We start from the raw sequence: 26023 nt of genomic DNA, 5'->3' as shown, positions 1-26023 counted from the left end.
ACTTCGAGGAAGTCACCGTGCTCGGCGAGTTGTTCGATCGGATAGCCGCGGTGCAGGAGGACCCCTTTGTCACCGTCGATATAAGTGATCTTGGATTCGCACGACGCCGTCGACGTGAAGCCCGGGTCGTAGGTGAACATCTGCGTCTGCTTGTAGAGTGAACCAATGTCGACGACCTGCGGTCCAATCGTCCCCGTTCGAAGCTGCAGTTCGGCGCTTTGACCGTCGACCGCGACAAAGGCGTTTTTTGCAAGCATGTTTCTTCCCCTAAAAATCCGGAAAACAAAGCGAACCTTCGCAAGATGCTGATCGGTTCTACAGGCAGGCGGTCGAGAAATAACCTTCCGCCCGCCGGTTGTCTCGCCGTCGTCCAACGAGACATTGCGGTCGCGCTCTACGATATGCGCCCTAGCCGATGGTACAGGTTCGAATACTTCACGGCTTCCGGCTTGTCCTTCACCTCTTGCAGATAGTAAGCGATGGCGACCCGAATGAGCTCAAAATCCTGTTGCGAAAAGACGGCACGTGACCGCTCAGGCTGGACGATTTTTTCTTCTTCGATTTGTTCCGACATCATCTTTCCTCCGTGAGGCAAGGAGCGTTTGTTGCCGCCCCTTGCCCGGTCGCCCGCAAATCAGGCGGCGAACTGGTTCATGGTATTGTGAGTGCCACCGGCCTTGAGAGCGGCTTCGCCCGCGAAATATTCCTTGTGATCGTCGCCCATGTCGGAGCCTGCCATGTTCTGGTGCTTCACGCAGGCGATGCCCTGGCGGATTTCCTTGCGCTGGACGTTGGCGACGTAACCGAGCATGCCCTGCTCGCCGAAATACTCCTTGGCGAGATTGTCGGTCGAAAGCGCCGCCGTGTGATAGGTCGGCAACGTGATCAGGTGATGGAAGATGCCGGCGCGCTTGGAAGCATCCTGCTGGAACGTCCTGATCTTTTCATCGGCTTCGCGGGCCAGGTCGGTATCGTCATATTGCTCGCTCATCAGCTTCGCGCGGTCGAACCCGGAGACGTCCATGCCTTCCTTTTCCCAGGCATCGAAGACCTGCTGCCGGAAGTTCAGCGTCCAGTTGAACGAGGGCGAGTTGTTGTAGACCAGCTTTGCGTTCGGAATGACCTCGCGGACGCGGTCCATCATGCTCGCGATCTGCTCGACATGAGGCTTTTCGGTCTCGATCCAAAGCAGGTCGGCGCCATTGTTCAGCGCATTGATGCAGTCGAGGACGCAACGGTCGGCCCCGGTGCCTTCACGGAACTGGAAGAGATTGGACCGCAGCCGCTTCGGCCGCAGGACCTTGGAGCCGCGCGTGATCAGGACATCGCCGTTCGAGGGCTGTTGACCGGTGATCTCTTCGCAATCCAGGAAGGCATTGTACTGGTCGCCGATATCGCCTTCGCTGGCGCTGAAGGCGATCTGTTTCGTGAGGCCTGCACCAAGAGAATCCGTTCGGGCAACGATGATGCCGTCGTCGATGCCGAGCTCGAGAAAGGCATAGCGGCATGCGCGGATCTTGGCGACGAATTCCTCGTGCGGGATGGTCACCTTTCCGTCCTGATGGCCGCACTGCTTTTCATCGGAAACCTGGTTTTCGATCTGCAGGGCGCAGGCGCCGGCTTCGATCATCCTTTTCGCCAGCAGGTAGGTTGCTTCGGCATTTCCGAATCCTGCGTCGATATCGGCAATGATCGGGATGACATGCGTCTGGTAATTGTCGACGGCCTGAAGCAGCTGCTGTTCGTGCGCTTGATCGCCGTCCGCCCGAGCCTTGTCGATTTCCCTGAACAACATGCCGAGTTCGCGGGCGTCTGCCTGGCGCAGGAACCTGTAGAGTTCCTCCACAAGCGCCGGCACACTGGTCTTTTCGTGCATGGACTGGTCGGGCAGGGGACCGAATCCGGACCGGAGCGCTGCAACCATCCATCCAGAGAGATAGAGGTATCGCCGCTCGGTCGACCCGAAATGCTTCTTCAGCGAGATTACTTTCTGCTGAGCGATGAAGCCATGCCAGCAACCGAGGGACTGCGTGTATTTGCTCGGGTCCTTGTCATAGCCGGCCATGTCGCGACGCATGATCGCGGCCGTGTAGCGCGCGACATCGAGGCCCGTCTTGAATCGGTTCTGTAGACACATGCGAGCGACAGCTTCACCCGTCAGTCCGTTCCATTCGGCTTTGCCCGCGATCAGCCGGTTGGCGTCTTCGAGATAGGCTACATACGACATCGATTTCTCCAGCACTGTTTGAAGTGTGCAATGCAATAACTTCCCTGGACGAAAAGCTGAAGCCATAGCGGAGTCATATTGTCAAACTTTACAAGCTCCTGCTGTAATGTTGTAATGCTCATCATGGAAAAGCATGGCGTTTACTTGGGCCCCCGTCTTCGGCGGCTGCGAAAAGATCTTGGCCTGACTCAGGCAATGATGGCGTCGGACCTCGAGGTGTCGCCGTCATACGTAGCGCTGATGGAGGGCAATCAGCGCCCCTTGACAGCCGAGCTGCTGCTGCGCCTTGCGAGAACCTATAAGATCGATATGTCGGTGCTGGCGGACGACAGCACGCCCGAACTTCTCGATCGGCTGCAATCGACCATCAAGGATCCGATCTTTGCAGACATTGATATCTCGCCGCTCGAAGCAGCCGATGTTTTGAGCAGCTTTCCGGGCTTTGCCCAAGCCATGCTCCGGCTATACACGGCGTACAAGGAGGAGCAGTTCGCCCTTGCCGATCAGCGGCAGGTAGCCCTCGACCGAGGGAGTGACGAGGGGTCAGATCCTGTTGCGGACGTGCGGCGGTTCCTGGCCGCCAGGCGAAACTGTTTTCCCGGCCTCGATGCGGCGGCTGAGAAACTGGCAGGTGCGGTGAATGATGCCGGCGGCTGCCTTTCATCTTATTTTATGCAGCGTCATGCCCTTCGTGTCAGACGGATCCCGACGGAGATCATGTCAGGCTCGGTGCGCCGGCTCGATCGTCATCGACGCGAGGTTCTGCTCGACGACTGTCTGGACACAGCAAGCCAGAATTTCCAGCTCGCACAGCAACTCGCCTACGTCGAGTTCGACGACGAGATTGGCAAAGTCGTTCAGGAAGGTAGTTTCTCGACAGAGAGCGCGCGGCGGCTGGCCCACCGGGCGCTTGCAGGTTACTTCGCCGCTGCTGTCGTTATGCCTTACAAGCCGTTCGCCAAAGCGGTTGAGGCGCGTCGCTACGACGTTGAGGCGATCGCACGACAATTTGGAACCAGTTTCGAACAGACCGCCCATCGGCTGACAACGCTACAAAAGCCCGGGCAGGAGCGAATCCCGTTCTTCTTCATTCGGGTGGATGCTGCGGGAAATGTGTCGAAGCGTCTCGACAGCGCCAACTTTCCTTTTGCCCGGCACGGGGGCGGATGCCCGGTTTGGACGTTGCATCAGGTATTTTCCACGCAGAGAACGGTCGTAACGCAGTGGCTCGAGTTGCCGGACGGCCAGCAGTTTTTCTCGATCGCACGAACCGTAAGCTCCGGAGGCGGGACCTACGGACTTCCGAGGGTCGATCGGGCCGTGGCATTGGTTTGTGAGGCCAGGCATGCCGAACGACTTGTCTATTATCGACAACCCGTCATGCCAACGCCAATTGGGATCACCTGTCGCCTCTGCCATCGCGACAATTGCAGACACCGGTCGGAACCGCCGATCGGCCGACAGATTCTGCCCGACCACTATCGTCGCACTGACGCTCCATTCGGATTTTCCGACTGACTATGGTAAGGCGATGAATTCGAGACTTGGCATTTGAGAAGCTGCAGTTTTGCGACCGTTGCACAAAGTGGACGTGCAACCCGATTGCGTCTGGCGCCGGGCCTTCCAACATCGCGATCCCCGTTCACGCGGGGGATTTGAGTAGATCGCTGAATATCGATCTGCCAATAAAGAGATGTCTTTGCGACCACCGGGCTGCACTATTTGATACAATCGTTGCAAACTCCAAGTCCAATCCGTGTGTTGCAAATCGTACGGGCGTGGTCGCCGACTGCCTCACTCAAGGAGTTATCATCGGTGCCACGAACCGCTCTTTGGATGGCGGACTCAACAATACGCTTTGCCTGTCGCCCGCTCTCATCGCCACGTCCGACGACATCGATCGCATCACCGATGCCATCGATAGGTCGTTAGCCAAGGTGTCCGCTTAACAAGAATGGATGGCCGGCAGCGCAGGTCAAATGCTGCCGGTTTCAAAGAGTGCGGTTTCGGCATTGAAGCTGGGTGAGTGAGTGAAGCTAAGGCTCTCTCCTACAAGGCTTCCGTGCTGCTCGATCCAAAGCAAGGTGTTGCACAGCCGTTTAGACCGCATTTGTTGCTTTTGAGGAGGCATCGGTCTGCAACACGTACGGCCTGTGTTGCAGATCGAGAGAGGGGCACCGTTGCTTTTATTGCAAAGGATTCAGCGAAAGATTCATTGCCACGATATCATCGTGGGTGGGGTTCGGCCCGAGCGTTGCAAATTTGCTCATGAGCTGGTCACGCGTCTTGGACGGTTCACCTTTTACCGCCGCATCGAGCGCCTTACGCATGGTGGGCGCGTCGTAGTCGCAGCAGTATCCTGGCGTCGAGGGCTGCTGCCGCCAAGACTCTGAAAGCGGTCCGCCATCAACCGGATCGAATCCGACTTCGCTCACAATCTCCATAACAAGCTGCTTCGCTGCGTCGTCATCCCCGGCGACCGCAACGGCCAAGCGATCCGGCGTCCCTTCTGGTTGACCGAGTTCCGCCAGCGAATGCGAAAGGATATTGTTGAACGCCTTGATGACAGGTCGGCCGAGCTGCTCGGAGACCCAAACGCTTTCGACTTCGCCTGCATCAAGCTCGGCAAGCTGCGGATCGCGCAGCTCTGCATCTCTTATATTGATGATCGGCATGGTGACTCGCGTTCTTCAATGAACGCAACCATGCCATCGGTTCGCGCCGACGCAACACTGCAAACCGCAGGATGCCCGGTTTTCCACAGTCGTGGAAAATGCGGTTTGGGCGCAAAAAGCAACAGCCACGAAACCGCTCTGACGTTCCATAATAAAGCTTATGCATTTTTTCATTGTAGCAGCAATTTAGTAATGAGACATATGGGCAAATTAGAGGTGCGACAGCGCCTCTGCCCTCCGATCCACACGAACTTCAGGAAAGGAAGGTTTGGCGTTTTCATCCATCCGATTTTGGAGCTGCCATGCCTTGTCTTGTTACGATGTCCCAGAAAGAGCTTCACCGCCTGGAGGCGGTTCAAAAAGTCAAAGACGATCGGTTGAGTGTCAGCAACGCTGCCAGGCTTCTGTCGATCAGCCGCAGCCATATGCACCGCCTGCTGCAGGCTTATGATCGTGACGGTGAGGATGGGCTTGTGTCGAGGAAGCGCGGCCGTCCGAGCAACCGGCGTTATCCGGAAGCCTTTCGCAATACGGTTCTGGATATCGTGCGTGAACACTATCATGACTTCGGCCCGACGCTTGCCTGCGAGAAGCTGGCCGAGCGTCACGGGATCGGGATCAGCAAGGAGACCTTGCGGCAATGGATGACGCAGGCCGGTCTGTGGACCTCGCGTCAGGAGCGCAGGAAGCGTTTGCATCAGCCCCGCAATCGCCGCGAATGCTTCGGCGAACTGGTGCAGATCGACGGCTCGCATCATTGGTGGTTCGAGGATCGCGGTCCCAAATGCGCGCTTTTGGTTTTCATCGATGATGCGACCGGCAAGCTCCTTCACTTACGCTTTGCCCGGTCGGAGAACACGTTCGACTATTTCCATGCCGCCAAGACCTATCTGCAGGATTGGGGCAAGCCGCTGGCCTTTTACAGTGACAAGCATGGCATCTTCCGCACGACCCACCCCTCCAACCTGGATCGAACGAGTGGCCTGACGCAGTTCGGCCGTGCGCTGCACGAGCTCAACATCGACATCATCTGCGCCAACACTCCGCAGGCCAAGGGCCGGGTTGAGCGCGCCAACCAGACCCTGCAGGACCGGCTGGTCAAGGAACTGCGTCTGCATGATATCAGCACGATCGAGGCAGCCAACGCCTATGCAGCGCAGTTCATGGGTGATTTCAATGCGCGCTTTGGCAAGGAGCCGCGCAATGCCAAGAATATGCACCGCCCGCTTGCCGCGCACGAGAATCTCGACGGCGCCCTGTGCAGGAAGGAAATGCGCAAGCTGTCGCAGACACTGACGCTGCGCTACGACAAGGTGCTGTTCATCCTCGAGCCGACGGCGGCGGCCAAGCGGCTGGCCGGTCAGAAGGTTATCGTCTGCGACTACCCGGATGGCCGTCTCGAGGTCATGCACGACGGGATCACCCTGCCCTACCGGACCTTCGACAAACTGCGCTCGGTGCAGCGGTCGGAAGTTGTCGAGAACAAGCGCCTTGACGAGGTGCTTGCCTTTGTTGCCGACAGGCAGGCTGAGCGCGAGCTGGGGCGCAGCCAGCATGGACCGCGCCGCACGGGCCAGACCAGCCACATGTTCGCCATTCCCGACGGCAGCCAGAGCAATGGCTATCAGAAGCGCGGGCGCAAACCACGGACGGATTATATGAACGATCCCGCTGTCATTGCCCGTCGCGAGCAAGCACTGGCGCGCATGAAGGCGGCGGAATGACTGATGCGATCAAGGTGTCAAAGCTCACGTATTGCGCGCAACGATCCTATCCGCCACCGCCCGGGCTGCGCAACCCGTACCCGCTGCGCCCGGTCGGCGGCTGGCGTTGCTGCTTTACGAGAAGAATATCCTTCGACCCTCCAAGTAATCATAATTGGCCATTGTTGCATTTCTATATTGCTGACGATGTCTCATCTATAAAATGCTTTGACATTCATTGTAAGGGGGGTGGGTTCAAGGATGAAGTGCGACTTGCGATAGATACCAATGGGTTATCACGCGCAAGGAACGCTCATGAGACGCACCTACTCCCAGATCGATATGGATGAACGTCGTAAGATCGCTCGCTGGCGAGCGGCCGGCCTGAGCGCCACGGTCATTGCCGAGAAGCTTGGACGGCATCGTTCGACGATTTTCCGCGAGCTCAAGCGGAATGCGTTTGAGGATTCGCAGATGCCGGATCTGAGCGGCTACTATTGCGTGACCGCCAACGAGATGGCACGTGAACGCAGAGCCAAGCTGCGCAACAACGACCGGCAATCGAAGCCGATCATGGACGGGCTGATTGAGGTGCTCAGCCCCTACCCCACGCCGCTCGACGCTCCATCACCTTCGACCGAGGCACTGAGTTCAGCGAATGGCCCTATCTTCAGGCCGGCATCGGAACGCAGACATGGTTCTGCGACCCGCAGTCGCCCTGGCAGAAAGGCACGGTCGAGAACACCAATGGCCGGGTCAGGAAATGGCTTTCGAGAGAGGTGGATCCACTGTCGATCACCGACCGCGACCTGAAGGACATTTGCGACCAGCTCAACGCAACGCCGCGCAAATGCCTCGGCTATCGAACGCCCGCCGAAGTCTTCCGCCAGAAACTCCTCGCGCAAATCCGGCGCACCGGTTAGCTTCTCAAAGCCCGCAGGTCGCGGTTCACCATGAACTCACATAGCCGGGGTACATTCTATTTCCAAGTGCGACATGCCAATGATTTCAATGGCTTCACTTTGGAGATTTTGGCATGTCGCATTGCTATTTGCAGCTCACCCTGTCCGATCGTCGACGTCTTTATCAGATGAAGGAACGCAAACTCCCGGTTGGTGAGATCGCTCGCCAGCTTGGGCGCCACCGCTCGACGATCTACCGCGAACTGAAGCGCAACACGTTCCACGACCGCGAGTTTCCCGAGTACAGGGTTACTTCTTCGGGACCATTGCCGACGACATCAGCAAGGAGCGGCGTCGACGGCTGCGCAAGCTCACACGCCATCCAGCGCTGCGCCAGCTTGTCATCGATCGGTTGAAGGCGCATTGGTCGCCGGAACAGATCGCCGGCCGTCTGTCTGCCGACGGTGTCAGCGTCATCAGCGTTTGCCCCGAGACCATCTATCGCTTCATCTATTGCAAGCAAGACTATCCGCTCGGCCTCTACGAACACCTGCCCGAACGGCGACGCAGACGCCGGCCGCGCGGATCCCGCAAGCCCCGTGACGGCTTGATCCCGTTTGAACACCGGATCTCCCAACGATCTGATTTTATTGATGATCGGTCGCAGCTCGGGCATTGGGAAGGCGATCTGCTGATCTTCGATCGCAAACTCGGCCATTACAATGTGACGTCGCTTGTCGAACGCGTGAGCCGCTACACCGTGATGATCAAGAACCGCAGTCGGCACTCGCGTCCGATCATGGACAAGATCATTGCTGCCTTCTCGCCCTTGCCGTCCTCTGCACGTCGCAGCTTTACGTTTGATCGCGGCACCGAGTTTGCCGGCTTTCGGGCTTTGGAAGACGGGCTCGGCGCCAAGAGTTGGTTCTGCGACCCCAACTCGCCGTGGCAAAAGGCACCGTCGAGAACACCAACAAGCGAATCCGACGCTTCATGCCTGGCGATACGGACCTGTCACTCGTCAGCCAGCAGCAGCTCGTTCACCTCGCCCATCAGTTGAATTCGCAGCCGCGCAAGTGCCTCGGCTTCAAAACACCGGCCGAAGTCTTCGTCGCCCATTTGCGCGAAAGCGGCTGAGCCCCTACCCTGACAACGGCAATGATGCACTTGGCGTAGATTCTCCAAAAAATCCAAATTGGTAACTCTCGAGTGTGGTATCTTCATAGTTGACGTTGAGACGGGGTTTACACTATTAGCGAAGGCATCGACTTTGCCACGGCCGCTAACGAAAAAGCAGCATTCGCAGCTGAGCGTCCATTGAATGACGGGTCACGCCGTTAGCCGCAAGAAAGTCCTATCCGCCATTCCTGGGAAACGGTCTAACCCAACGCCGGTTGTCGGCTTTGTGAGGTTGGAACACGGTGTTGCCTCCGTGTCTTTTTTGCTTGCACTCTCATTTAAGCCATCGAACAAAAGGCCAAAGATGACTTCTAATGGCTTTTCTGCCGGTTGGCACGATTTTTGCTGATTCCTCGTTGCGAGCAGGAAGGAACTGTCCGCCGATAGTGATGTTTATTCACTCTTCAACAGTGGCTTGAAACCATTGTCGGTACGGAGATTTTCATGCGGGCGATGCCAGAAACTTTGGTCTCACTTCGAAAAAACTGCAGTCGCTCATTTGCAGTTAAGCCCCAGGACCACAGCTGGCCGACGACTCCCGGACGATGTGGCTACAGAAACGAACGGAGGCTCACGAATGGATAAGAAAATCTCTTGCGCGGCACCCCCCATCCAGGGCGAGGATTGCGTGCTTTTGACGAATTCATCGCGCAATGCAATTAATCGGCTGGTTCGCTGCCTGTTCGCTGAGCGTCTGCTCGACCCGGATGAATTGCAGTGGGCGAAGGATAACCGCAGGGCTTGGTTCCCCCTGAGGACTTCGCAGCGCGTGCTGCGGTTCACTGACCTGCGCCGCAGGCCTGCCGGAACATTACAAAACCGCGGGCGGGTCGAAGTGCTTGACGGTAAGGGTGGTCGGCAAAGGATCAACGATCCCGCCGCTCTGATAAGCGAGGTGGCTGCGTCTCTTGCGATTGCGCCAGCCCCCGACGGACTCGCGCATCTGCTTCGCGACGTCGACAACAGCGTGCGCAACGACATCCTCGCGCGGCGCTATCGTGAGCAGTGGAGCTCTGCACTTAACGGCCAAATCGCTCAAGCCGGTGCGCCCGGATTCCTTGCCTATCTTGAAACGAACCTGCCGTCGCACCGCGCGGCAATGATTCTCGACCAATGGGGCGCGCTGGAAGGCCATCCATTCTATCCAACATGGAAAGCCAAACCCGGCTTGCCGCCCGAAGACGTTGTTGGACTATCGCCCGAGTTCGGCGCTCGGGTGCGCCTGCGCATCGCTGCGCTCTGCAGCGATTGGGCCTATGTGGAAAAGATGCCGCATGTGGGCGGCTACTCGGAATGGTTCGCCCGGAACTTTCCCGATCTCTGGCGCGACTGGGCGAATGGCATGACGGCGCGCGGCAAGTTGACCGCGGACTGGTTGCCTCTGCCTATTCATGCCTGGCACCTAGAAAATTTCGTATGCCGCGAATTCGCGCCCGAGATCGAGGCCGGTGTTCTCGATCTGGACGGCCCGGAGATATTGACGCTACCCTCCATGTCGTTCCGCACGGTGCTGCCGGAGTCGGAGGAGCCGAGACCCTTTGTCAAACTGCCGGTCGCCATCTGGATGACGAGCGCACAGCGCACCCTTGATGCAAAGTCGGTCCGCATGGGGCCGCGCCTCAGCACGCTGGTCTCCGACATCCTGTCCAAAGAGGATGATCTTCGAGACGAATTGGAAATCTTCACCGAAGAGTTGGGCGCTATCTTGCATCACCCCGAAACGGCCGACGAGCATACTGGTCAATTCTTGTCGGTCATCTATCGCAACGTCGATGCCCTGGCACGCCGCGATGGCCTGCTACCGGTCACCGTCGCAGCGCTACTGACGGCAAGTCCGCTGGACGGCCGGCCGCTGATCTGCGAGCTCATCGCCAGACAGGGCGCCGAGAGCCAGGGAACCGTCGAAGCCTTCTTCCGTGTCTATGCCCGCACGGTCGTGCGCCCGGCACTCACCATATACTTACTCTATGGGATTGCTTTCGAGGCGCATCAGCAGAACAGCATCATCCTGTTCGACAGTCACGGGCAGCCGCGGAAGCTGCTGATCCGCGACCTCAGCGATGTCCGCAGTTTTCCCCCGCTCTTTAAAGAGCGCGGCTACGATTTGCAGGGGCTCAGCCTCAAGGGCATTTTGCCGACGATTTTCGATGACGACATCAGCCCCGTGCGCTCTTTCGTCATCACCTCGTGCTTCGTCTGCCATCTCCACGAGATCGCTCTCCGTCTAACCGATCAATATTCCGTCGCGGGCGACAGCCTGTGGCGCATCCTGCGGGAAGAGACCGAAAAAGTTTTCGAGGCGTTGCGCCCGCGCATGCTGTCGGACGCCTTCTGGGCTGAAGAGCGACGGGCCTTTCTCGAACAGCCTTGGCCGAGCCACTCAGTCTTGCGTTTGCACCTGAAATGCTATCGCGAATTCCGGGTGGAACACCAATTGCCCAATCCGTTGGCGGACGTGCGGTGACCAGTGCAGTCGTGCACCGGTAAGCAGCTTAGGATCCGCGCTCGGCGCTCCTTCAGAAGCCAAAGCGCGGAATCACACGCTGGCACAGATTCACGGTATGCCAAGGCCGGTTATTAGGGTTCATGGACTACTGGCTAACCGCAGCGAAGCGCTGTGTAAAAAGCGGCAGCATAGCGTGCTTCAGATTATTGAGGTTTCACGATGCAGGAATAAATTTGAGTATTGATCGACCGAATTTGATGATGTCCATGACCTTCGAATTCGCGATCAACTTTTCGGAGAGCAATTTCTCTACCTGAGCGTAGGGACGCCAACGTTCTTCACGGTTTGCGGCCGGTATCGACGCGGCCGTGAGGCAATAAGTAAGACTGAAGTTGCTGGCGCGCCTGCTCCAGCGCTTCGCTGGCAGCCTCGCGAGTCAGCACCATGTCGCGGATCCCCTCAACGTTGATGGTCCATTAAAACCTGGTCTTTTGGGCCGATCACCTTCGACGCATGACGCTCGAGCGTAGGGGTGGCGGAGCTTTCCATCGAAAGGTCCACGCACCCAAGCTCATCGGGTTTTAGCGCGGCGCTGGGGCGGCAGATCGGTGCATGCACCCAACGCCACCTCGGCCGTGAAGCCGATTGTTTCGCCTAATGTGGGATGCGGATGGATCGTCCTCGCGATGTCGACCGCGTCTGCGCCCAATTCTATGGCCAAACATAGCTCCCCAATCAAGTCGCCAGCGCTCGGACCGATAATGGCGCCCCCGATGATCCTTCGCGTTTCTTCCGAGAAGATCAGCTTCGTCATGCCGTATTCAGCACCGTTGGCGATAGCCCTGCCCGATGCGACCCATGGGAACTGGGCGACCGTCACCCTCAGCCCGTCCCTTTCCGCCCGCTCTTCCGTCATGCCGACCCAAGCGATCTCTGGACTCGTATAGCAAACAGACGGCACGATGTCGGTGTCGAAAACTGCCTTGTGGCCGGCCGCCACTTCAGCGGCGACATGCCCCTGATGCACCGCCTTGTGCGCAAGCATCGGCTGCCCAACGATGTCGCCGATGGCGAAGATATGGCTGACGCACGTGCGCATTTCCTGGTTAACCGCAATGAAGTCGTTCTGCGCCGCAAGTCCGGCAGCAGAAAGATTTAGCTGGTCACCATTCGGCCTGCGTCCGGGCGCCTGGAGGACCAGATCATAGCTGAACTTCTCGTTGGTCTTGCCGGTGAAGCCCACCTCGATGCCGTTCTTTCCGCCAACTGCGACATCGACCGTCGTTTCGGTCATGATTCGGTCGAAGCGGTGGCCGTTCTGTTTCAGCCAGATCGCAACGAGATCCCGGTCCACGCCGGGAAGCAGACCATCCAGACGTTCGACGACATCGACGCGGGTGCCTAGGGCACCGTAGACCGTCGCCATTTCCAAGCCGATGATGCCGCCACCCACCACCAGCATCCGCTTCGGTATGGCCTCCAGCTGGAGCGCCCCCGTCGACGTCACCACCCTGGGATCGTCCGGCAGCATCGGCAATTTCACCGCCGACGAACCGGCTGCGATGATGCAGTTGCGGAATGTGATCTGCGTCGTCTTTTCGTTGCCGGCAACGCGCAGCGTGTTGGGGCCGGCAAAGGTGGCGGTGCCGACCACAACATCTACCTTGCGCGCGCGCGCCATGCCTGCAAGGCCATCCGTCAGCCGCTTGACCACGGAGGACTTGTAGTCGCGCACCTTCGCGATATCAATCTTGGCCTCACCGAAGGCAATGCCATGATCGGCAAGCGTTTCGGCCTCCTCCTTCACCGCCGCCAGATGCAGCAGAGCCTTCGACGGAATGCAGCCGACGTTGAGGCAAACGCCGCCCAGCGTTTCGTAGCGCTCAACGATCATGGTCTTCAAGCCGAGGTCGGCGGCACGGAACGCTGCGGAATAGCCGCCAGGTCCTCCGCCGATCACAACGACATCCACGGCATCTGCGGGCGGCTCGGCCGACAGTCGCGCCGCAGACCTTGTCGCCGGGGTCGAAGAGGCGGTCGTCTCCTTGTTGTCCGACACTTCGGCCTCTGCCAGCAGTGTACCCTCGCTCACCTTGTCGCCGACGGCCACAAGCACCTCAACGATCGTACCGGCGATCGGCGAAGGCACATCCATCGTCGCCTTGTCGCTCTCGACAGTGATCATCGATTGCTCAGGCTGAACGGAGAGGCCCTTGCTCAGGAACAGCTCGACAACGGGCACTTCCTTGAGGTCACCCAGCGGGGGGACGCGGATTTCAACAATTGTCATGTCCGCACCTCACAGGATTGCGCGACGGAAGTCGCCGAGGATCGAGGAGATGTGGCCGAGGAAGCGTGCCGCGGCGACGCCGTCCACCACTCGGTGATCCCAGGACAGGCTGATCGGCATGATGAGGCGCGGCTCGAATTCCTTGCCGTCCCAGACCGCCTGCATGGCCGAGCGCGCAGCACCCAGAATGGCCACCTCGGGGGCGTTGATGATGGGCGTGAAACCCGTACCGCCGATGCCACCAAGTGAGGAAACCGAAAAACAGCCGCCCTGCATATCTGCCGGAGACAGCGCACCGTCCCGCGCCTTCTCCGCCAGCACGGACATTTCCTGGCCGATGTCGACAAGCCCCTTCCTGTCGCAATCCCTGATCACCGGCACCATCAGCCCCTTTGGCGTGTCGACGGCAAAACCGATGTTCACATACTTCTTCAGGATCAATTCGTTGCCGACGAGCGACGAATTGAACTGCGGGTAGGCTTTCAGGGCCAGGGCGGAGGCCTTCATCAGGAAGGCGACCATCGTCAATTTGACGGGTGGCTTGCGCTTTTCTCCGTTGAGCTGTGTGCGGAAGCTTTCGAGATCCGTGACATCCGCATTGTCGAAATTCGTCACATGCGGAATGGTGAGATAATTCCGGCTGAGGCTCGCGCCGGAAATCTCCTGGATTCGGGTGAGCGGCTTCTTCTCAATTTCGCCGAATTTCGCGAAATCGATCTGCGGCCATGGCGGCAGACCGGCAAACACCGTGCTTGTGCCGGCGGCCGATGGCTGCGTACCGCTGAGTTCCGTCTTCACGAAACTTTGCACATCCTCGCGCAATATCCGTCCCTTGGGGCCGCTCGCCATCACACGGGCAAGATCGACGCCCAACTCGCGGGCGTAGGCCCTGACGGACGGTGTAGCGTGCAGCAATGTCCCGACCGCGGCGACATTGTTTTGCATCGGCATGACCGGAGGCGTGACGGCCTTGATCTCGGGCCCGACAGTGGAAGCAACTGTCGGCTGCTCCCTCGCGGGAGGCTGGCTCGCCGCAGCCGGCGTTTCAGCGCCGATGGCCTCGATCTCGGCAATGGGGGCTCCCTGCGAGACCTTCGCGCCGATTTCCACGAGAACAGAAACGATGCGGCCAGCGGACGGGGAAGGAACCTCCATCGTCGCCTTGTCGGTCTCGAGCGTGATGATCGGGTCCTCTATCGCAATGACGTCGCCGGGTTTCACGGTGACTTCGACGATCGGAACATCCTTATAGTCTCCGATGTCGGGCAGATATATCTTCTGGACGACACTCATTGTGCTACCTTTCTATAAACTTGAACTCGGAGGATCAGACGGTCCAGGGCGCAGGAGCACCGGCGTTGATGCCGTACGTGCTGATTGCTGCTGCAACGGTTTTCGCGTCGATGGCACCTTCTCTCGCCAGGGCGGCGAGCGCCGAGACAACGATGCTGTGCTTGTCAACCTCGAAGAAGTTGCGCAACGCCGCACGGGTATCACTTCGCCCGAACCCATCCGTACCGAGCGCGACGAAGCGTGCCTTCACATAAGGGCTGATCAGTTGCGGTAACGCGCGGACATAGTCCGTCGCCACGATAATCGGAGCCTCTCCCGCAAGTAGGGTTTCGACGTAGCTGCGGCGGGGTTCCTTTTCCGGCGAAAGGCGATTTTCGCGCTCGATCTCAGCAGCTTCGCGGGCAAGCTCGCTGAAGCTCGTCGCACTGAAGACTGAGGCTTCAATGTTCCAGTCGCTTTTCAGCAGCTCGCTTGCGGCGACCACTTCAGGCAGGATCGCGCCGGCACCGACGAGACGGACTTTAGTATCCGGCTGCTCGGCGGAGCCGAGGCGATACATCCCCTTGAGGATGCCGTCGCGCGAGCCCTCTGGCATCGGCGGCTGCGCGTAGTTCTCGTTCATCGCGGTGATGTAGAAGAATTCGTCGCGGTTCTGCTCCAGCATCCGCCGCGCACCCTCGTCGATGATCACCGCCATTTCATAGGCATAAGCGGGATCGTAGGCGCGGCAGTTCGGGATGGTCGAGGCAACGAGGTGACTGGAGCCGTCCTGATGCTGCAATCCTTCCCCGCCAAGCGTCGTGCGTCCTGCCGTCGCCCCGATCAGGAAGCCGCGCGCACGCTGGTCGGCGGCCGCCCAAATGAGGTCGCCGACACGCTGAAAGCCGAACATGGAGTAGTAGATGTAGAACGGCAGCATGGGCACGCCATGCACGCTGTATGACGTTGCCGCCGCCACCCAGGACGAGATTGCTCCCGCCTCCGTAATGCCTTCCTCGAGAAGCTGTCCGTTGACGGCTTCCTTGTAGTAGAGCATCGAGCCGGCATCCTCCGGCTCGTAGAGCTGTCCGACGGGCGAATAGATGCCGACCTGCCGGAAGAGGTTCGCCATGCCGAAGGTCCGCGCCTCGTCGGCGACGATTGGCACGACGCGCTGACCGATGCCAGGATCCTTGATCAAATTGCTGAAAAGACGGACAGCCGCGGTCGTCGTCGAATTCTCGCGCCCGTTGCTCGAAAGCGCGAACGCGGCATAGCTGTCGATCGGCGGCACCGTCAGCGGCTCGGCTTTCTGCCGACGCTGTGGGACATAACCGCCGAGTTCGCTGCGGCGCGCGCGCAGATAGGCGATTTCGGGCGACTCGTCGGCCGGACGATAGAATTCCAGCTTTTCAACCTGGTCGTCCGAAAGCGGCAGCGAGAACTTGTCGCGAAATGCCTTCAGAGCATCGACGTCGAGCTTCTTCGCCTGGTGCGCGGTCATGCGGGATTCGCCCGCGCCGCCCATGCCATAGCCCTTCTTGGTCTTTGCAAGGATGACGGTGGGGCGACTCTTTGCTTCCTTTGCTGCCTTAAACGCGGCATAAAGCTTGCGGAAGTCATGCCCGCCGCGCCTGAGCGCATCAATTTCGCGTTCCGACATGTGCGAAACCAGCTTGCGGACCTCCGGATCCTCATTGAAGAAGTTCACGAGGTTATACGCACCGTCATGGGCGCCGAGCGACTGGTATTTACCATCCACGGTCGCCGCGAACCGGCGCAGCAGGGCGTGGTTTTTGTCGGCGGCGAAGATCGCGTCCCACTCCGACCCCCAGAGCACCTTGATGACATTCCAGCCAGCGCCCAGGAACAGGTTTTCCAGTTCCTGGATGATCTGGCCGTTGCCGCGCACCGGCCCGTCGAGGCGCTGGAGATTACAGTTCACGATGAAGGTCAGGTTGTCGAGCGATTCACGGCTTGCCAGCGACAGACCGGCGATCGATTCCGGCTCGTCCATCTCGCCGTCTCCGAACACGCCCCAAACATGCTGATTGTCGGTTTTCGCAAGTCCGCGGTCGCGCAGATAGCGCATGAAGCGCGCCTGGTAGACCGCATTGATAGGACCGATACCCATCGATCCCGTGGGCAACTGCCAGAAGTCCGGCATCAGCCACGGATGTGGGTAGGAACACAGACCGGCGCCACCGATTTCCTGCCGGTAGTTCTTCAGATGATCTTCCGTAAGTCGGCCCTCCAGGAAGGCGCGCGCGTAGACGCCGGGGGCGGAATGGGGCTGGAAGTAGACAAGGTCACCACCGCCTTCTCCCGCCCCCTTGAAGAAGTGATTGAAGCCGACCTCAAATATTTCCGCCGCGGAAGCATAGCTCGCGACGTGGCCACCAAGTTCGCCATACGCCTTGTTGGCGCGCACGACCATTGCCAGGGCATTCCAGCGAATCATGGAGGTGATGCGCTCCTCTAGATCGAGATCGCCAGGAAATGGAGGCTGCTTGGAGAGCGCGATTGAATTGCGGTACGGCACATAAGGCAGCGACTGGGGATAGATCCCGAGCTCGCGCGCCCTCTTTTCAAGAGCTTCAAGGAGTTCGCGCGCTCTTTCTTCGCCGGCATATGCCGTCACCGCCTCAAGCGATGTTAACCATTCAGCGGTCTCGATTTCATCTGCGATGCGGTTCGCTGCATTTCCACTCATTTCTCAACGCCCTTCCTAAACTGGTCGTGCGTTGAGACTTAGCACTCATGAAAAAGTGCTTCATACCGTATCTACTGCCTGCGAGACATGGATCGGAACTATCTGCGGAGGTTGCCGATGGTTTGCGGCAGCATCTGCTGGTCGTCACACAAGTAGGTCCTGTTACGCTTGGGAACTTGAGATACCTTATGTTGGGCCGCCTGTGTTCTCAACGAAATAGAATTGGCTCAGGTGCCGAAGCGCTCATCCGTGATCGAGCGAATCTTATATGGCAGGGGGCCACGGCTGTGGTGATCAACAATTAGTTGGCTCTTAATCGGAGGAATGGCTCGGCTTGCGCAATCCGTGCGCTCGCAAATCCGGCAGGAAATGCCGATAGGATCGAACGCCGCTCGGTTCCCAAGCTCCAGGTCGTCTGCATAGATGAACTGATCTGCGTAAGAAACCTCACAGCCAAGGGCGAGCGCATAGTGTTGGCGGGGAGCGTGAAACCCGCGACCTCCCTTCGTGATCTGGGTCGCGACACAAAGATATCGTACCCCATCGGGTGTTTCAGCAAGCTGGCGGATGATCTTTCCTGGTGCCTCAAAGGCTTGGTGTGCGTTCCAGAGCGGGCAGGCGGCACCGAAGCGGGCGAATTGCAATCTCGCCGCACTGTGCCGTTTGGTAATATTGCCCGCGCGATCAATGCGAGCAAAGAAGATTGGAGTTCCTTTTTGACCGGGCCGCTGCAATGTTGATAGTCTGTGGCAGACCTGCTCAAGACTTGCGCCGAATCTCACTGATAACAAATCAAGATCGTGGCGCACTTCACGTGCCGCTTCCATGAACTTGCGATACGGCAGGATGAGCGCGCCTGCGAAGTAATTGTGAAGGCCGATGCGACAGATTTCGGTTGCTTCGCTGGTTCGAAACGCCGCGCTACTCAATATCTGGTCGATGACCGCGCCTGCCGCAAGCTGCGCAATTTGCAACGCAATCTGGAAATCGCGAGTTGCCGGAGTGAGATACGGGCTGAGCTTCAACGCTCGCCCTACCTCGTCAAATCTCCGCATAAGATCTTCGTTGTCAACGGCTCGGATGATACCAACTTGAAAAGCATTTGCGAGGTGAGACGACAGAACTGAGTAGGCGTCCTGATCACCAATTCCGATTTCGTTAGCAAGTTTTTCAGCCATTACGTCAATTTCATGGATGTAATTGTCCATGAAATGAAAGAAGTCGCGCACTTCCTCGTATGGCGTCTGCTCCACAGCAGCCGATGCGCGGCCCAAGGTATCGTCAATGCCCGCCAAGCGCTCGGAATTGTGCCGGTAGGCTTGATGTGCGGCAATAAGTGCGTGGGCGATACCGGGCGCGTTGTGAACTACCATCTTTAGTTCTTGCAGGTTGGCGCGGTAGGCGCCGAACAAAGGATCTGTAAGGGTCTCAGCCAATGCCGATAGCAATCGATCGGCTTCTCCTCCCGAAAGATCGGAAAGGTCGATCTTGAACTTGTCCGCGAGTGAAAGCAGCACCGCAGCGGATACCGGTCTTTGATTGCTCTCGATCTGGTTAAGATAGCTGACAGAAATACCAAGTCGCTCGGCAAACTGGGCCTGCGTTGCCTGGTTGGAAAGGCGCAGATCGCGCACCTTTCGGCCAATATAGAGCTTTCCTACCGCCATTTCACAAATTCACAAACAGCAACATTGGATTTTGTGGTTTGCACATGTTCACACCTTCCGTGGTTTTGCAAGGCAAGAGCTGCGTGTAAGGAGTCGACAGAATGAAAAGGCGAGGACGATGCGCGAAATACTGGATCAACTCGAAATTCGCCGGCGGGCTGCCCGGCTTGGCGGTGGCGAAACTCGCATTTCGAGCCAACATTCGAAGGGCAAGCTGACCGCGCGCGAGCGCTTCGATGTCCTCCTCGACGAAGGCTCCTTCGAAGAATACGACATGTATGTCACCCATCGCTGCACCGATTTCGGCATGGCCGAAAACAAAGTGCCGGGCGATGGCGTGGTGACCGGATGGGGCACCATCAACGGCCGCCTGACGTATGTCTTTTCCCAGGACTTCACCGTGCTCGGCGGCTCGCTGTCAGAGACGCACGCCCAGAAGATCTGCAAGGTCATGGATATGGCGGTTCGAAATGGCGCGCCTGTCATCGGCCTCAACGATTCGGGCGGCGCCCGAATCCAGGAAGGCGTCGCCTCGCTTGCCGGCTATGCCGAGGTCTTCCGCCGCAATGCCGAAGTCTCGGGCGTCATCCCGCAGATATCGATCATCATGGGTCCCTGCGCCGGCGGCGCGGTCTATTCGCCCGCCATGACCGATTTCATCTTTATGGTGCGTGATAGCTCCTACATGTTCGTTACCGGCCCCGACGTCGTGAAGACGGTAACGAACGAGATCGTCTCAGCCGAAGACCTCGGCGGCGCCAAGACCCATACGACTAAATCCTCGGTCGCCGACGGCGCCTTCGACAATGACATCGAGGCGCTGCTCCGCGTCCGCGATCTCTTCGATTTCCTACCGCTCAACAACCGTGCCAAGCCGCCGGTCCGGCCATTCTACGACAGCCCGGATCGCCTCGAGAATCGCCTGGACTCATTGATCCCGGACAGCGCCAACAAGCCCTACGACATGCGCGAGCTGATCCTCGCGATTGCAGACGAGGGTGATTGCTTCGAAATTTCGGAGAGCTTCGCCCGCAACATACTCACCGGCTTCATCCGCATCGAGGGTGAAACGATAGGCGTCGTTGCCAACCAGCCGATGGTTTTAGCCGGCTGCCTCGACATCGACTCCTCGCGCAAGAGCGCGAAATTCGTCCGCTTTTGCGATGCGTTCAACATCCCGATCCTGACGCTGGTCGACGTGCCCGGCTTCCTGCCCGGCACCGCGCAGGAATATAACGGCATCATCAAGCATGGAGCCAAGCTGCTCTTCGCCTATTCCCAGGCCACCGTGCCAATGGTGACGCTCATCACCCGCAAGGCTTATGGCGGCGCCTATGACGTCATGGCCTCCAAGCATATCGGCGCCGACGTCAACTACGCTTGGCCGACCGCCGAGATCGCCGTCATGGGCGCCAAGGGCGCGACCGAGATCCTATACCGCTTAGAATTGGGCGACCCCGAAAAGATCGCCGCGCGCACTCGCGCGTATGAGAAGCGTTTCGCCAACCCGTTCGTCGCTGCCGAGCGCGGCTTCATCGACGAGGTGATCATGCCGCACTCCTCCCGTAAGCGCATCGCGCGCGCCTTCGCCATGCTGCGCTCGAAGAAGCAGGAGAGCCATTGGCGCAAGCACGACACGATGCCGCTCTGAAACCGAGATTTGAGATGACTATCACAAAAATTCTGATCGCCAATCGCGGCGAAATCGCCTGCCGCGTGATCCGCACCGCCCGCAAGCTGGGGATCGCGACCGTGGCGGTTTATTCAGACGCCGACCGCGATGCGATGCATGTGAAACAGGCCGACGAATCGGTGCATATCGGTCCCTCGCCATCGGCCCAATCCTATCTGGTGATCGACAGGATCATCGAGGCGATCAAGGAGACCGGAGCTGAAGCGGTGCATCCCGGCTATGGTTTCCTCTCCGAAAACCGCGCCTTTGCCGAGCGGCTGGAGAAGGAGGGTGTGATCTTCATCGGCCCGCCGGTGGGCGCGATTGAGGCGATGGGGGACAAGATCACCTCGAAAAAGATCGCCGCCGAAGCCGGCGTTTCCACCGTGCCCGGCTATATGGGGTTGATCGCTGACGCCGACGAGGCGGTGAAGATTTCCAACGAAATCGGTTATCCGGTGATGATCAAGGCCTCCGCCGGCGGCGGCGGCAAGGGCATGCGCATCGCCTGGAACGAGGCCGAGACGCGCGAGGGCTTCCAGTCGTCTAAGAACGAAGCGAAGAACTCCTTCGGCGACGACCGCATCTTCATCGAGAAATTCGTCGAGCAGCCGCGCCATATCGAAATCCAGGTTTTAGGCGACAAGCACGGACACGTCATCTACCTCGGTGAGCGCGAATGCTCGATCCAGCGTCGCAATCAGAAGGTCGTCGAAGAGGCGCCGTCCTCTTTTCTCGACGAAGCGACGCGGAAGGCCATGGGCGAGCAGGCGGTCGCACTCGCGAAAGCCGTGGGCTATCACTCCGCGGGCACGGTGGAGTTTATCGTCGACGGCAAGCGGAACTTCTATTTCCTCGAAATGAACACCCGCCTGCAGGTGGAGCATCCGGTCACCGAACTCATCACCGGCGTCGACCTTGTCGAGGAGATGATCCGCGTGGCGAACGGCGAGCATCTGAGCTTCGCGCAGGGCGACGTCGAGCTTAACGGCTGGGCGATCGAAAGCCGCCTCTACGCCGAAGACCCTTATCGAGGCTTCCTTCCCTCTATCGGGCGGCTGACCCGCTTCCGAACGCCGCGGGAGGGCTTCTTGCCCGACGGCACGATTACCCGCAACGACACGGGCGTCTATGAGGGCGGCGAGATCTCGATGTATTACGATCCGATGATCGCCAAGCTCTGCACCTGGGCGCCGACGCGCAAGGAGGCGATCGAGGCCATGGCGGGGGCGCTCGATGATTTCGAAGTCGAGGGCATCGGCCACAACCTGCCCTTCCTCTCCGCCGTCATGGCGCATCCGCGCTTCTATTCCGGGAACATCACCACCGCCTTCATCTCCGAGGAATGGCCGGGAGGCTTTCAGGGCGTGGAACCCAACATGGACCAGGCACGTATGTTGGCCGCGGTGGCCACCTTCGCCCATCTCACCGACGAGACAAGAAAGGCGCAAATCTCCGGCGCGCTCGCTAACCACGCCCGCAAGTTCGGCTCCGCTCACGTCGTCACCGGCGGCAAACGTGCCTGGACCATCGGAGCGAGGCTTTCGGACAGCCGGCTTACCGTGGATTTCGAGGACGACGTCAAGGTCGAGGTCGCCTCCGACTGGACGCCAGGCAACCAGCACGGGCGCTTCCTCGTCGACGGCCAATCGCTCGGTGTCAAACTCGCCAAGGCCTTGGTCGGTTGGCGCCTGCGCTTCCGCGGAGTCGACCTCGTTCATCAGGTGATAACGCCACGCGTCTTCGAACTGTCACAGTTCATGCCGGTGAAGAAGGTCGCCGACACCTCCAAGCAACTCCTCTGCCCCATGCCCGGCATGATCACACAGGTGTTGGTCAAGGCCGGCGACGCCGTCGAGGCTGGCCAGACGCTGGCCACGGTGGAGGCGATGAAGATGGAGAACGTGCTGAAGGCCGAACGCAGGGCCATGGTTAAGACGGTGAACGCCGCACCGGGCCAGTCGTTCGCCGTGGATGAAGTGATCATGGAGTTCGAGTGATGAACGACGAGACGATCAGGGACTGGCAAGCCCTTGCCGAGAAGGAGCTGAAGGACTCACCCGACAAACTCACCTGGAAAACGCCAGAAGGAATAGCGGTGAAGCCGATCTATACCGGCAACGACCTGGCGAAGGTGGACCATCTAGGCTCCCTGCCCGGCTTCGAGCCATTCGTGCGCGGCCCGCGAGCCACCATGTATGCAGGCCGGCCCTGGACGATCCGACAATATGCGGGCTTTTCGACCGCGGAAGAATCCAACGCCTTTTACCGTCGCAACCTCGCCGCTGGCCAGAAGGGCCTCTCCGTCGCCTTCGATCTCGCCACTCATCGCGGCTATGACAGCGACCATCCACGCGTCGAAGGCGATGTGGGCAAGGCGGGCGTTGCGATTGACAGCGTCGAAGACATGAAGATCCTCTTCGACGGCATCCCTTTGAATGAGATGTCGGTGTCAATGACCATGAACGGCGCCGTCATCCCGATCCTTGCCTCATTCATCGTTGCAGGCGAGGAGCAGGGTGTCCCGCGTGCTGCGCTTTCCGGAACCATACAGAACGACATCCTCAAGGAGTTCATGGTCCGCAATACCTATATTTATCCGCCTGAACCTTCGATGCGGATCGTCGCAGACATCATTGAGTATACGGCGAAGGAGATGCCGAAGTTCAATTCCATCTCGATCTCCGGCTACCACATGCAGGAGGCGGGTGCGACACTGGTCCAAGAATTGGCCTTCACGCTTGCCGACGGTCGCGAATATGTCAGGGCGGCGATCGCCAAGGGCCTCAATGTGGACGACTTTGCCGGACGTCTTTCCTTCTTCTTTGGGATCGGCATGAACTTCTTCATGGAGGCGGCGAAGCTGCGCGCGGCCCGGCTGCTCTGGGCGCGGATCATGGAGGAGTTCGAGCCGAAGAAATCGTCCTCATTGATGCTGCGCACCCATTGCCAGACCTCGGGCGTGTCGCTCCAGGAGCAGGATCCCTATAACAATATCATCCGCACTGCCTTCGAAGCGATGTCGGCGGTGCTGGGTGGCACGCAGTCGCTGCACACCAATTCCTTCGACGAGGCGATCGCGTTGCCGACGGAATTTTCCGCGCGCATCGCCCGCAACACGCAACTCATCCTGAGCCATGAGACAGGTGTCACCAAGGTCGTCGACCCACTCGCCGGCTCCTATTATGTCGAGAGCCTGACGCGTGAACTCGCAGACAAGGCATGGGCTCTGATCGAGGAGGTCGAGGCACTCGGCGGCATGACGAAGGCAATCAAAGCCGGTCTGCCGAAACGTTTGATCGAAGAAGCGGCCACGCGCCGACAAGCAGCGATCGACCAGGGTAAAGAGGTAATTGTCGGCGTCAACAAGTACCGGTTGGCTGAAGAGGATCAGATCGAGACTCTGGACATCGACAACAAGGCGGTTCGTGACGCCCAAGTCAAGCGGCTCGCGAAGATACGCCAGCTCCGGAATCCCCAGAAATGGGCTGAAGCGATTGTAGCCCTGAAGAATGTTGCGCGAGCGGGTCAGGGCAACCTTTTGGGAGCGACCATCGAAGCAGCCCGCGCGCGGGCTAGTGTGGGCGAGATCTCTGATGCCCTGCGCGAAGCCTTTGGAGACCACTCGGCTGTGCCTGAAGTCGCCGGTAACATATATGGTCCGGCAAGCGAGAACGATCCGGAATATCAGACCCTGAAAGGGAGACTCTCAGAACAGGTCCGCACGTCGGGACGGGCACCGAAAATCCTCGTCGCCAAGCTTGGTCAAGACGGCCATGACCGAGGAGCTAAAGTGATTGCCTCGGCTTTTGGTGACATCGGTTTTGATGTCGTGGCCGGGCCACTTTTTCAGACCCCTGACGAGGCGGTGGATCTCGCCATGGGTGAAAAGGTCGATGTCATCGGCGTTTCGTCGCTCGCCGCGGGCCACAAGACGCTCATGCCTGAGCTTGTTGGTCGCTTGAAGGCCAAGGGTGCCGGCAACATCATCGTCGTATGCGGCGGTGTGATCCCCCGCAAGGACTACGAGTTCCTGTACGAGAACGGGGTCGCCGCTGTGTTCGGGCCTGGCACGAATGTCGTCGATGCGGCCCGCGCGGTGCTCGATCTCACAGAGGGAAGGCTGCGCAATGCATGAATCCCGGATATGGGTTAACCACGTGGCCCTTGCGGTGGCTCGAAACCGCCGTTGCATGCTATCCCGATAGTTTCGCGGCGAAGGTCTCCGAGCCGCAGTTTCTCCCCGAGAATGGTGTCACTGTCGCCTTCATGACGATCGCCAACACCAAGATCGACCGTCTCAAGCCCTTGGGTGAGAATTCACCAAGCGCTCGTTATCAGAGATTGCTAACTCCGCCCTATATGACAGCCGGTCAAATGGAGACTCGGCAATTCCATAAACTGAGAAGAAGGGATCTTCGGTCGCTAACTGATAGACGCGCCGGAGCGTTGGGAAGCCATTAGGAATCTCAAATACATGCTGCACCTCCTGAGAGGCTGGCCTGGCATCTACGAGAAGACTTATCTTGTTGAACCGTATTCCTCGTTCCCAAAGTAAGTCACCTACCGACTTGTCTTCTAGTTCTTCAATAACGTCGCTACCCAAACAAAGCGGCACGTATGAGGTGTCAAGCGAGATTGGCATTCCATCTGCGGTTATTACGCTTCGTACACAGTGCATTGTGTCAGTTGGTGCGCCAAGCTCGTCAAAGGCGGGGTTAGAGATCCTTTCCCTTGTCACTGAAGTCACCTGTACGGGGGCTGTAATTGCAGATTGGTTGCCACCTTCAGAGGAACTAGACGTAAAATCGAGGTCACAAATAAATCTTCGTGTCTCTCGTACAAAAGTTCCCAGGCCAGGTACGGTGCGAAGGATTCCTATGGGTTGCAGATCCCGAAGTACGCGTTGTACAGTTATTATGCTTACGCTGAACTCGTCTGCAAATTCAGCGGTGGATGGCAGAAGCTGCCCTGGCGTGTATTCGTTTTCGGCTACGCGCCGCATGATTTCTTGTCGAATTTTTTCATGCAACGCACGTCGAACTGTCCTGGACATAAGTAAACTCCCAAAAAGCTATCCCGATCGTAGGCGAGTGCGCTCGGTGGAGAGGACCAGACCAGCGTTCCGCGTGCCCAATTAAATGCAAACACGCTAAATTAAATTCATGTTCCTTGCCACAATTGCTTCGAAATACTTCGTCGACCCCTCGAAGAACTCTACAGACTTGAAGCCACTGCAAGGATTTGCCACCGCGCCACCTACCCTCCGCCTGATCA

At 58.7% G+C, this 26023-nt stretch carries 15 protein-coding genes and 4 pseudogenes; 9 read left to right on the top strand and 10 right to left on the bottom strand.

Annotation, left to right across the window (positions count from 1 at the left end):
- From ACZ9DP_RS15255 to ACZ9DP_RS15245, 3 genes are all read right to left on the bottom strand, one after another.
- A partial coding sequence (locus tag ACZ9DP_RS15255; protein WP_476202754.1) for a citrate/2-methylcitrate synthase occupies positions 1 to 257 on the bottom strand: 257 nt, incomplete at its 3' end.
- Between the two features lie 137 nt (positions 258 to 394).
- A complete protein-coding gene (locus tag ACZ9DP_RS15250) occupies positions 395 to 574 on the bottom strand; it encodes a hypothetical protein (RefSeq protein WP_476202752.1) in 180 nt (59 codons plus the stop codon).
- 60 nt (positions 575 to 634) lie between these two features.
- The gene (locus tag ACZ9DP_RS15245; protein WP_476202751.1) at positions 635 to 2227 is read right to left on the bottom strand and encodes an isocitrate lyase; all 1593 of its coding nucleotides are present in this window, start codon (positions 2225 to 2227) and stop codon (positions 635 to 637) included.
- Positions 2228 to 2350: 123 nt separating this feature from the next.
- On the opposite strand from ACZ9DP_RS15245, the gene ACZ9DP_RS15240 reads away from it, so the two are divergent.
- A complete protein-coding gene (locus ACZ9DP_RS15240) occupies positions 2351 to 3745 on the top strand; it encodes a helix-turn-helix domain-containing protein (RefSeq protein WP_476202786.1) in 1395 nt (464 codons plus the stop codon).
- Positions 3746 to 4413: 668 nt separating this feature from the next.
- Here ACZ9DP_RS15240 and ACZ9DP_RS15235 read toward each other — a convergent pair.
- The gene (locus ACZ9DP_RS15235; RefSeq protein WP_476202749.1) at positions 4414 to 4902 is read right to left on the bottom strand and encodes an NADPH-dependent F420 reductase; all 489 of its coding nucleotides are present in this window, start codon (positions 4900 to 4902) and stop codon (positions 4414 to 4416) included.
- Positions 4903 to 5204: 302 nt separating this feature from the next.
- On the opposite strand from ACZ9DP_RS15235, the gene ACZ9DP_RS15230 reads away from it, so the two are divergent.
- The 5 genes and pseudogenes from ACZ9DP_RS15230 to ACZ9DP_RS15210 all read left to right on the top strand — a co-directional run bounded on the left by ACZ9DP_RS15230 (position 5205) and on the right by ACZ9DP_RS15210 (position 11150).
- A complete protein-coding gene (locus ACZ9DP_RS15230) occupies positions 5205 to 6626 on the top strand; it encodes an ISNCY family transposase (RefSeq protein WP_476202748.1) in 1422 nt (473 codons plus the stop codon).
- A gap of 267 nt (positions 6627 to 6893) precedes the next feature.
- A pseudogene (locus ACZ9DP_RS15225) lies at positions 6894 to 7007 on the top strand (hypothetical protein); the annotation flags it as partial.
- 138 nt (positions 7008 to 7145) lie between these two features.
- Positions 7146 to 7528, top strand: a pseudogene (locus tag ACZ9DP_RS15220) (IS30 family transposase); the annotation flags it as partial.
- A gap of 113 nt (positions 7529 to 7641) precedes the next feature.
- Positions 7642 to 8644 (top strand): annotated as a pseudogene (locus ACZ9DP_RS15215) (IS30 family transposase).
- A 619-nt stretch (positions 8645 to 9263) separates the two neighbouring features.
- On the top strand, positions 9264 to 11150 hold the full coding sequence (locus tag ACZ9DP_RS15210) for an IucA/IucC family protein (RefSeq protein ID WP_476202785.1): 1887 nt from the start codon (positions 9264 to 9266) through the stop codon (positions 11148 to 11150).
- A 323-nt stretch (positions 11151 to 11473) separates the two neighbouring features.
- On the opposite strand, the pseudogene ACZ9DP_RS15205 reads toward ACZ9DP_RS15210, so the two are convergent.
- The 5 genes and pseudogenes from ACZ9DP_RS15205 to ACZ9DP_RS15185 form a co-directional block, all read right to left on the bottom strand.
- Positions 11474 to 11593, bottom strand: a pseudogene (locus ACZ9DP_RS15205) (IS110 family transposase); the annotation flags it as partial.
- A gap of 110 nt (positions 11594 to 11703) precedes the next feature.
- A complete protein-coding gene (gene lpdA / locus ACZ9DP_RS15200) occupies positions 11704 to 13422 on the bottom strand; it encodes a dihydrolipoyl dehydrogenase (RefSeq protein WP_476202746.1) in 1719 nt (572 codons plus the stop codon).
- A gap of 9 nt (positions 13423 to 13431) precedes the next feature.
- On the bottom strand, positions 13432 to 14715 hold the full coding sequence (aceF, locus tag ACZ9DP_RS15195; protein WP_476202745.1) for a dihydrolipoyllysine-residue acetyltransferase: 1284 nt from the start codon (positions 14713 to 14715) through the stop codon (positions 13432 to 13434).
- Between the two features lie 34 nt (positions 14716 to 14749).
- Entirely contained in the window at positions 14750 to 17407 is a 2658-nt protein-coding gene (gene mdeB / locus ACZ9DP_RS15190; RefSeq protein WP_476202744.1) for an alpha-ketoglutarate dehydrogenase, read from the bottom strand.
- Between the two features lie 227 nt (positions 17408 to 17634).
- Positions 17635 to 19074 (bottom strand): helix-turn-helix domain-containing protein, encoded by a 1440-nt coding sequence (locus tag ACZ9DP_RS15185; protein ID WP_476202743.1) that lies wholly within the window; start codon positions 19072 to 19074, stop codon positions 17635 to 17637.
- 118 nt (positions 19075 to 19192) lie between these two features.
- Between ACZ9DP_RS15185 and ACZ9DP_RS15180 the strand changes: the two genes are divergently transcribed.
- Genes ACZ9DP_RS15180 through scpA form a run of 3 tightly spaced genes read left to right on the top strand, consistent with a single transcriptional unit; the run spans position 19193 to position 24884 of the window.
- The gene (locus tag ACZ9DP_RS15180) at positions 19193 to 20725 is read left to right on the top strand and encodes an acyl-CoA carboxylase subunit beta (protein WP_476202742.1); all 1533 of its coding nucleotides are present in this window, start codon (positions 19193 to 19195) and stop codon (positions 20723 to 20725) included.
- Positions 20726 to 20739: 14 nt separating this feature from the next.
- Positions 20740 to 22746 carry an acetyl-CoA carboxylase biotin carboxylase subunit gene (locus tag ACZ9DP_RS15175; protein ID WP_476202741.1) on the top strand — a complete coding sequence of 669 codons (2007 nt, stop codon included), beginning with the start codon at positions 20740 to 20742 and terminating at the stop codon, positions 22744 to 22746.
- Positions 22746 to 24884, top strand: a complete 2139-nt coding sequence (gene scpA / locus ACZ9DP_RS15170) for a methylmalonyl-CoA mutase (RefSeq protein ID WP_476202739.1) — start codon at positions 22746 to 22748, stop codon at positions 24882 to 24884. Before ACZ9DP_RS15175 ends, scpA begins: the two co-directional genes overlap by 1 nt.
- A 162-nt stretch (positions 24885 to 25046) precedes the next feature.
- Here the strand turns inward: scpA and ACZ9DP_RS15165 are convergent, their stop codons facing one another.
- Positions 25047 to 25802, bottom strand: a complete 756-nt coding sequence (locus ACZ9DP_RS15165) for a GntR family transcriptional regulator (RefSeq protein ID WP_476202737.1) — start codon at positions 25800 to 25802, stop codon at positions 25047 to 25049.
- Between the last annotated feature and the right edge of the window lie 221 nt (positions 25803 to 26023).

The organism is Rhizobium sp. USDA 4016, assembly GCF_056279705.1.
Note: the sequence above shows the minus strand (reverse complement) of the source record. Positions and strands in the feature narration are given on the sequence as shown.

What these genes read in the sequence shown, in the direction of transcription:
- ACZ9DP_RS15250 (WP_476202752.1), bottom strand. Translation starts at nt 574, where the DNA reads ATGTCGGAACAAATCGAAGAAGAAAAAATCGTCCAGCCTGAGCGGTCA.
- ACZ9DP_RS15245 (WP_476202751.1), bottom strand. Translation starts at nt 2,227, where the DNA reads ATGTCGTATGTAGCCTATCTCGAAGACGCCAACCGGCTGATCGCGGGC.
- ACZ9DP_RS15240 (WP_476202786.1), top strand. Translation starts at nt 2,351, where the DNA reads ATGGAAAAGCATGGCGTTTACTTGGGCCCCCGTCTTCGGCGGCTGCGA.
- ACZ9DP_RS15235 (WP_476202749.1), bottom strand. Translation starts at nt 4,902, where the DNA reads ATGCCGATCATCAATATAAGAGATGCAGAGCTGCGCGATCCGCAGCTT.
- ACZ9DP_RS15230 (WP_476202748.1), top strand. Translation starts at nt 5,205, where the DNA reads ATGCCTTGTCTTGTTACGATGTCCCAGAAAGAGCTTCACCGCCTGGAG.
- ACZ9DP_RS15210 (WP_476202785.1), top strand. Translation starts at nt 9,264, where the DNA reads ATGGATAAGAAAATCTCTTGCGCGGCACCCCCCATCCAGGGCGAGGAT.
- lpdA (WP_476202746.1), bottom strand. Translation starts at nt 13,422, where the DNA reads ATGACAATTGTTGAAATCCGCGTCCCCCCGCTGGGTGACCTCAAGGAA.
- aceF (WP_476202745.1), bottom strand. Translation starts at nt 14,715, where the DNA reads ATGAGTGTCGTCCAGAAGATATATCTGCCCGACATCGGAGACTATAAG.
- mdeB (WP_476202744.1), bottom strand. Translation starts at nt 17,407, where the DNA reads ATGAGTGGAAATGCAGCGAACCGCATCGCAGATGAAATCGAGACCGCT.
- ACZ9DP_RS15185 (WP_476202743.1), bottom strand. Translation starts at nt 19,074, where the DNA reads ATGGCGGTAGGAAAGCTCTATATTGGCCGAAAGGTGCGCGATCTGCGC.
- ACZ9DP_RS15180 (WP_476202742.1), top strand. Translation starts at nt 19,193, where the DNA reads ATGCGCGAAATACTGGATCAACTCGAAATTCGCCGGCGGGCTGCCCGG.
- ACZ9DP_RS15175 (WP_476202741.1), top strand. Translation starts at nt 20,740, where the DNA reads ATGACTATCACAAAAATTCTGATCGCCAATCGCGGCGAAATCGCCTGC.
- scpA (WP_476202739.1), top strand. Translation starts at nt 22,746, where the DNA reads ATGAACGACGAGACGATCAGGGACTGGCAAGCCCTTGCCGAGAAGGAG.
- ACZ9DP_RS15165 (WP_476202737.1), bottom strand. Translation starts at nt 25,802, where the DNA reads ATGTCCAGGACAGTTCGACGTGCGTTGCATGAAAAAATTCGACAAGAA.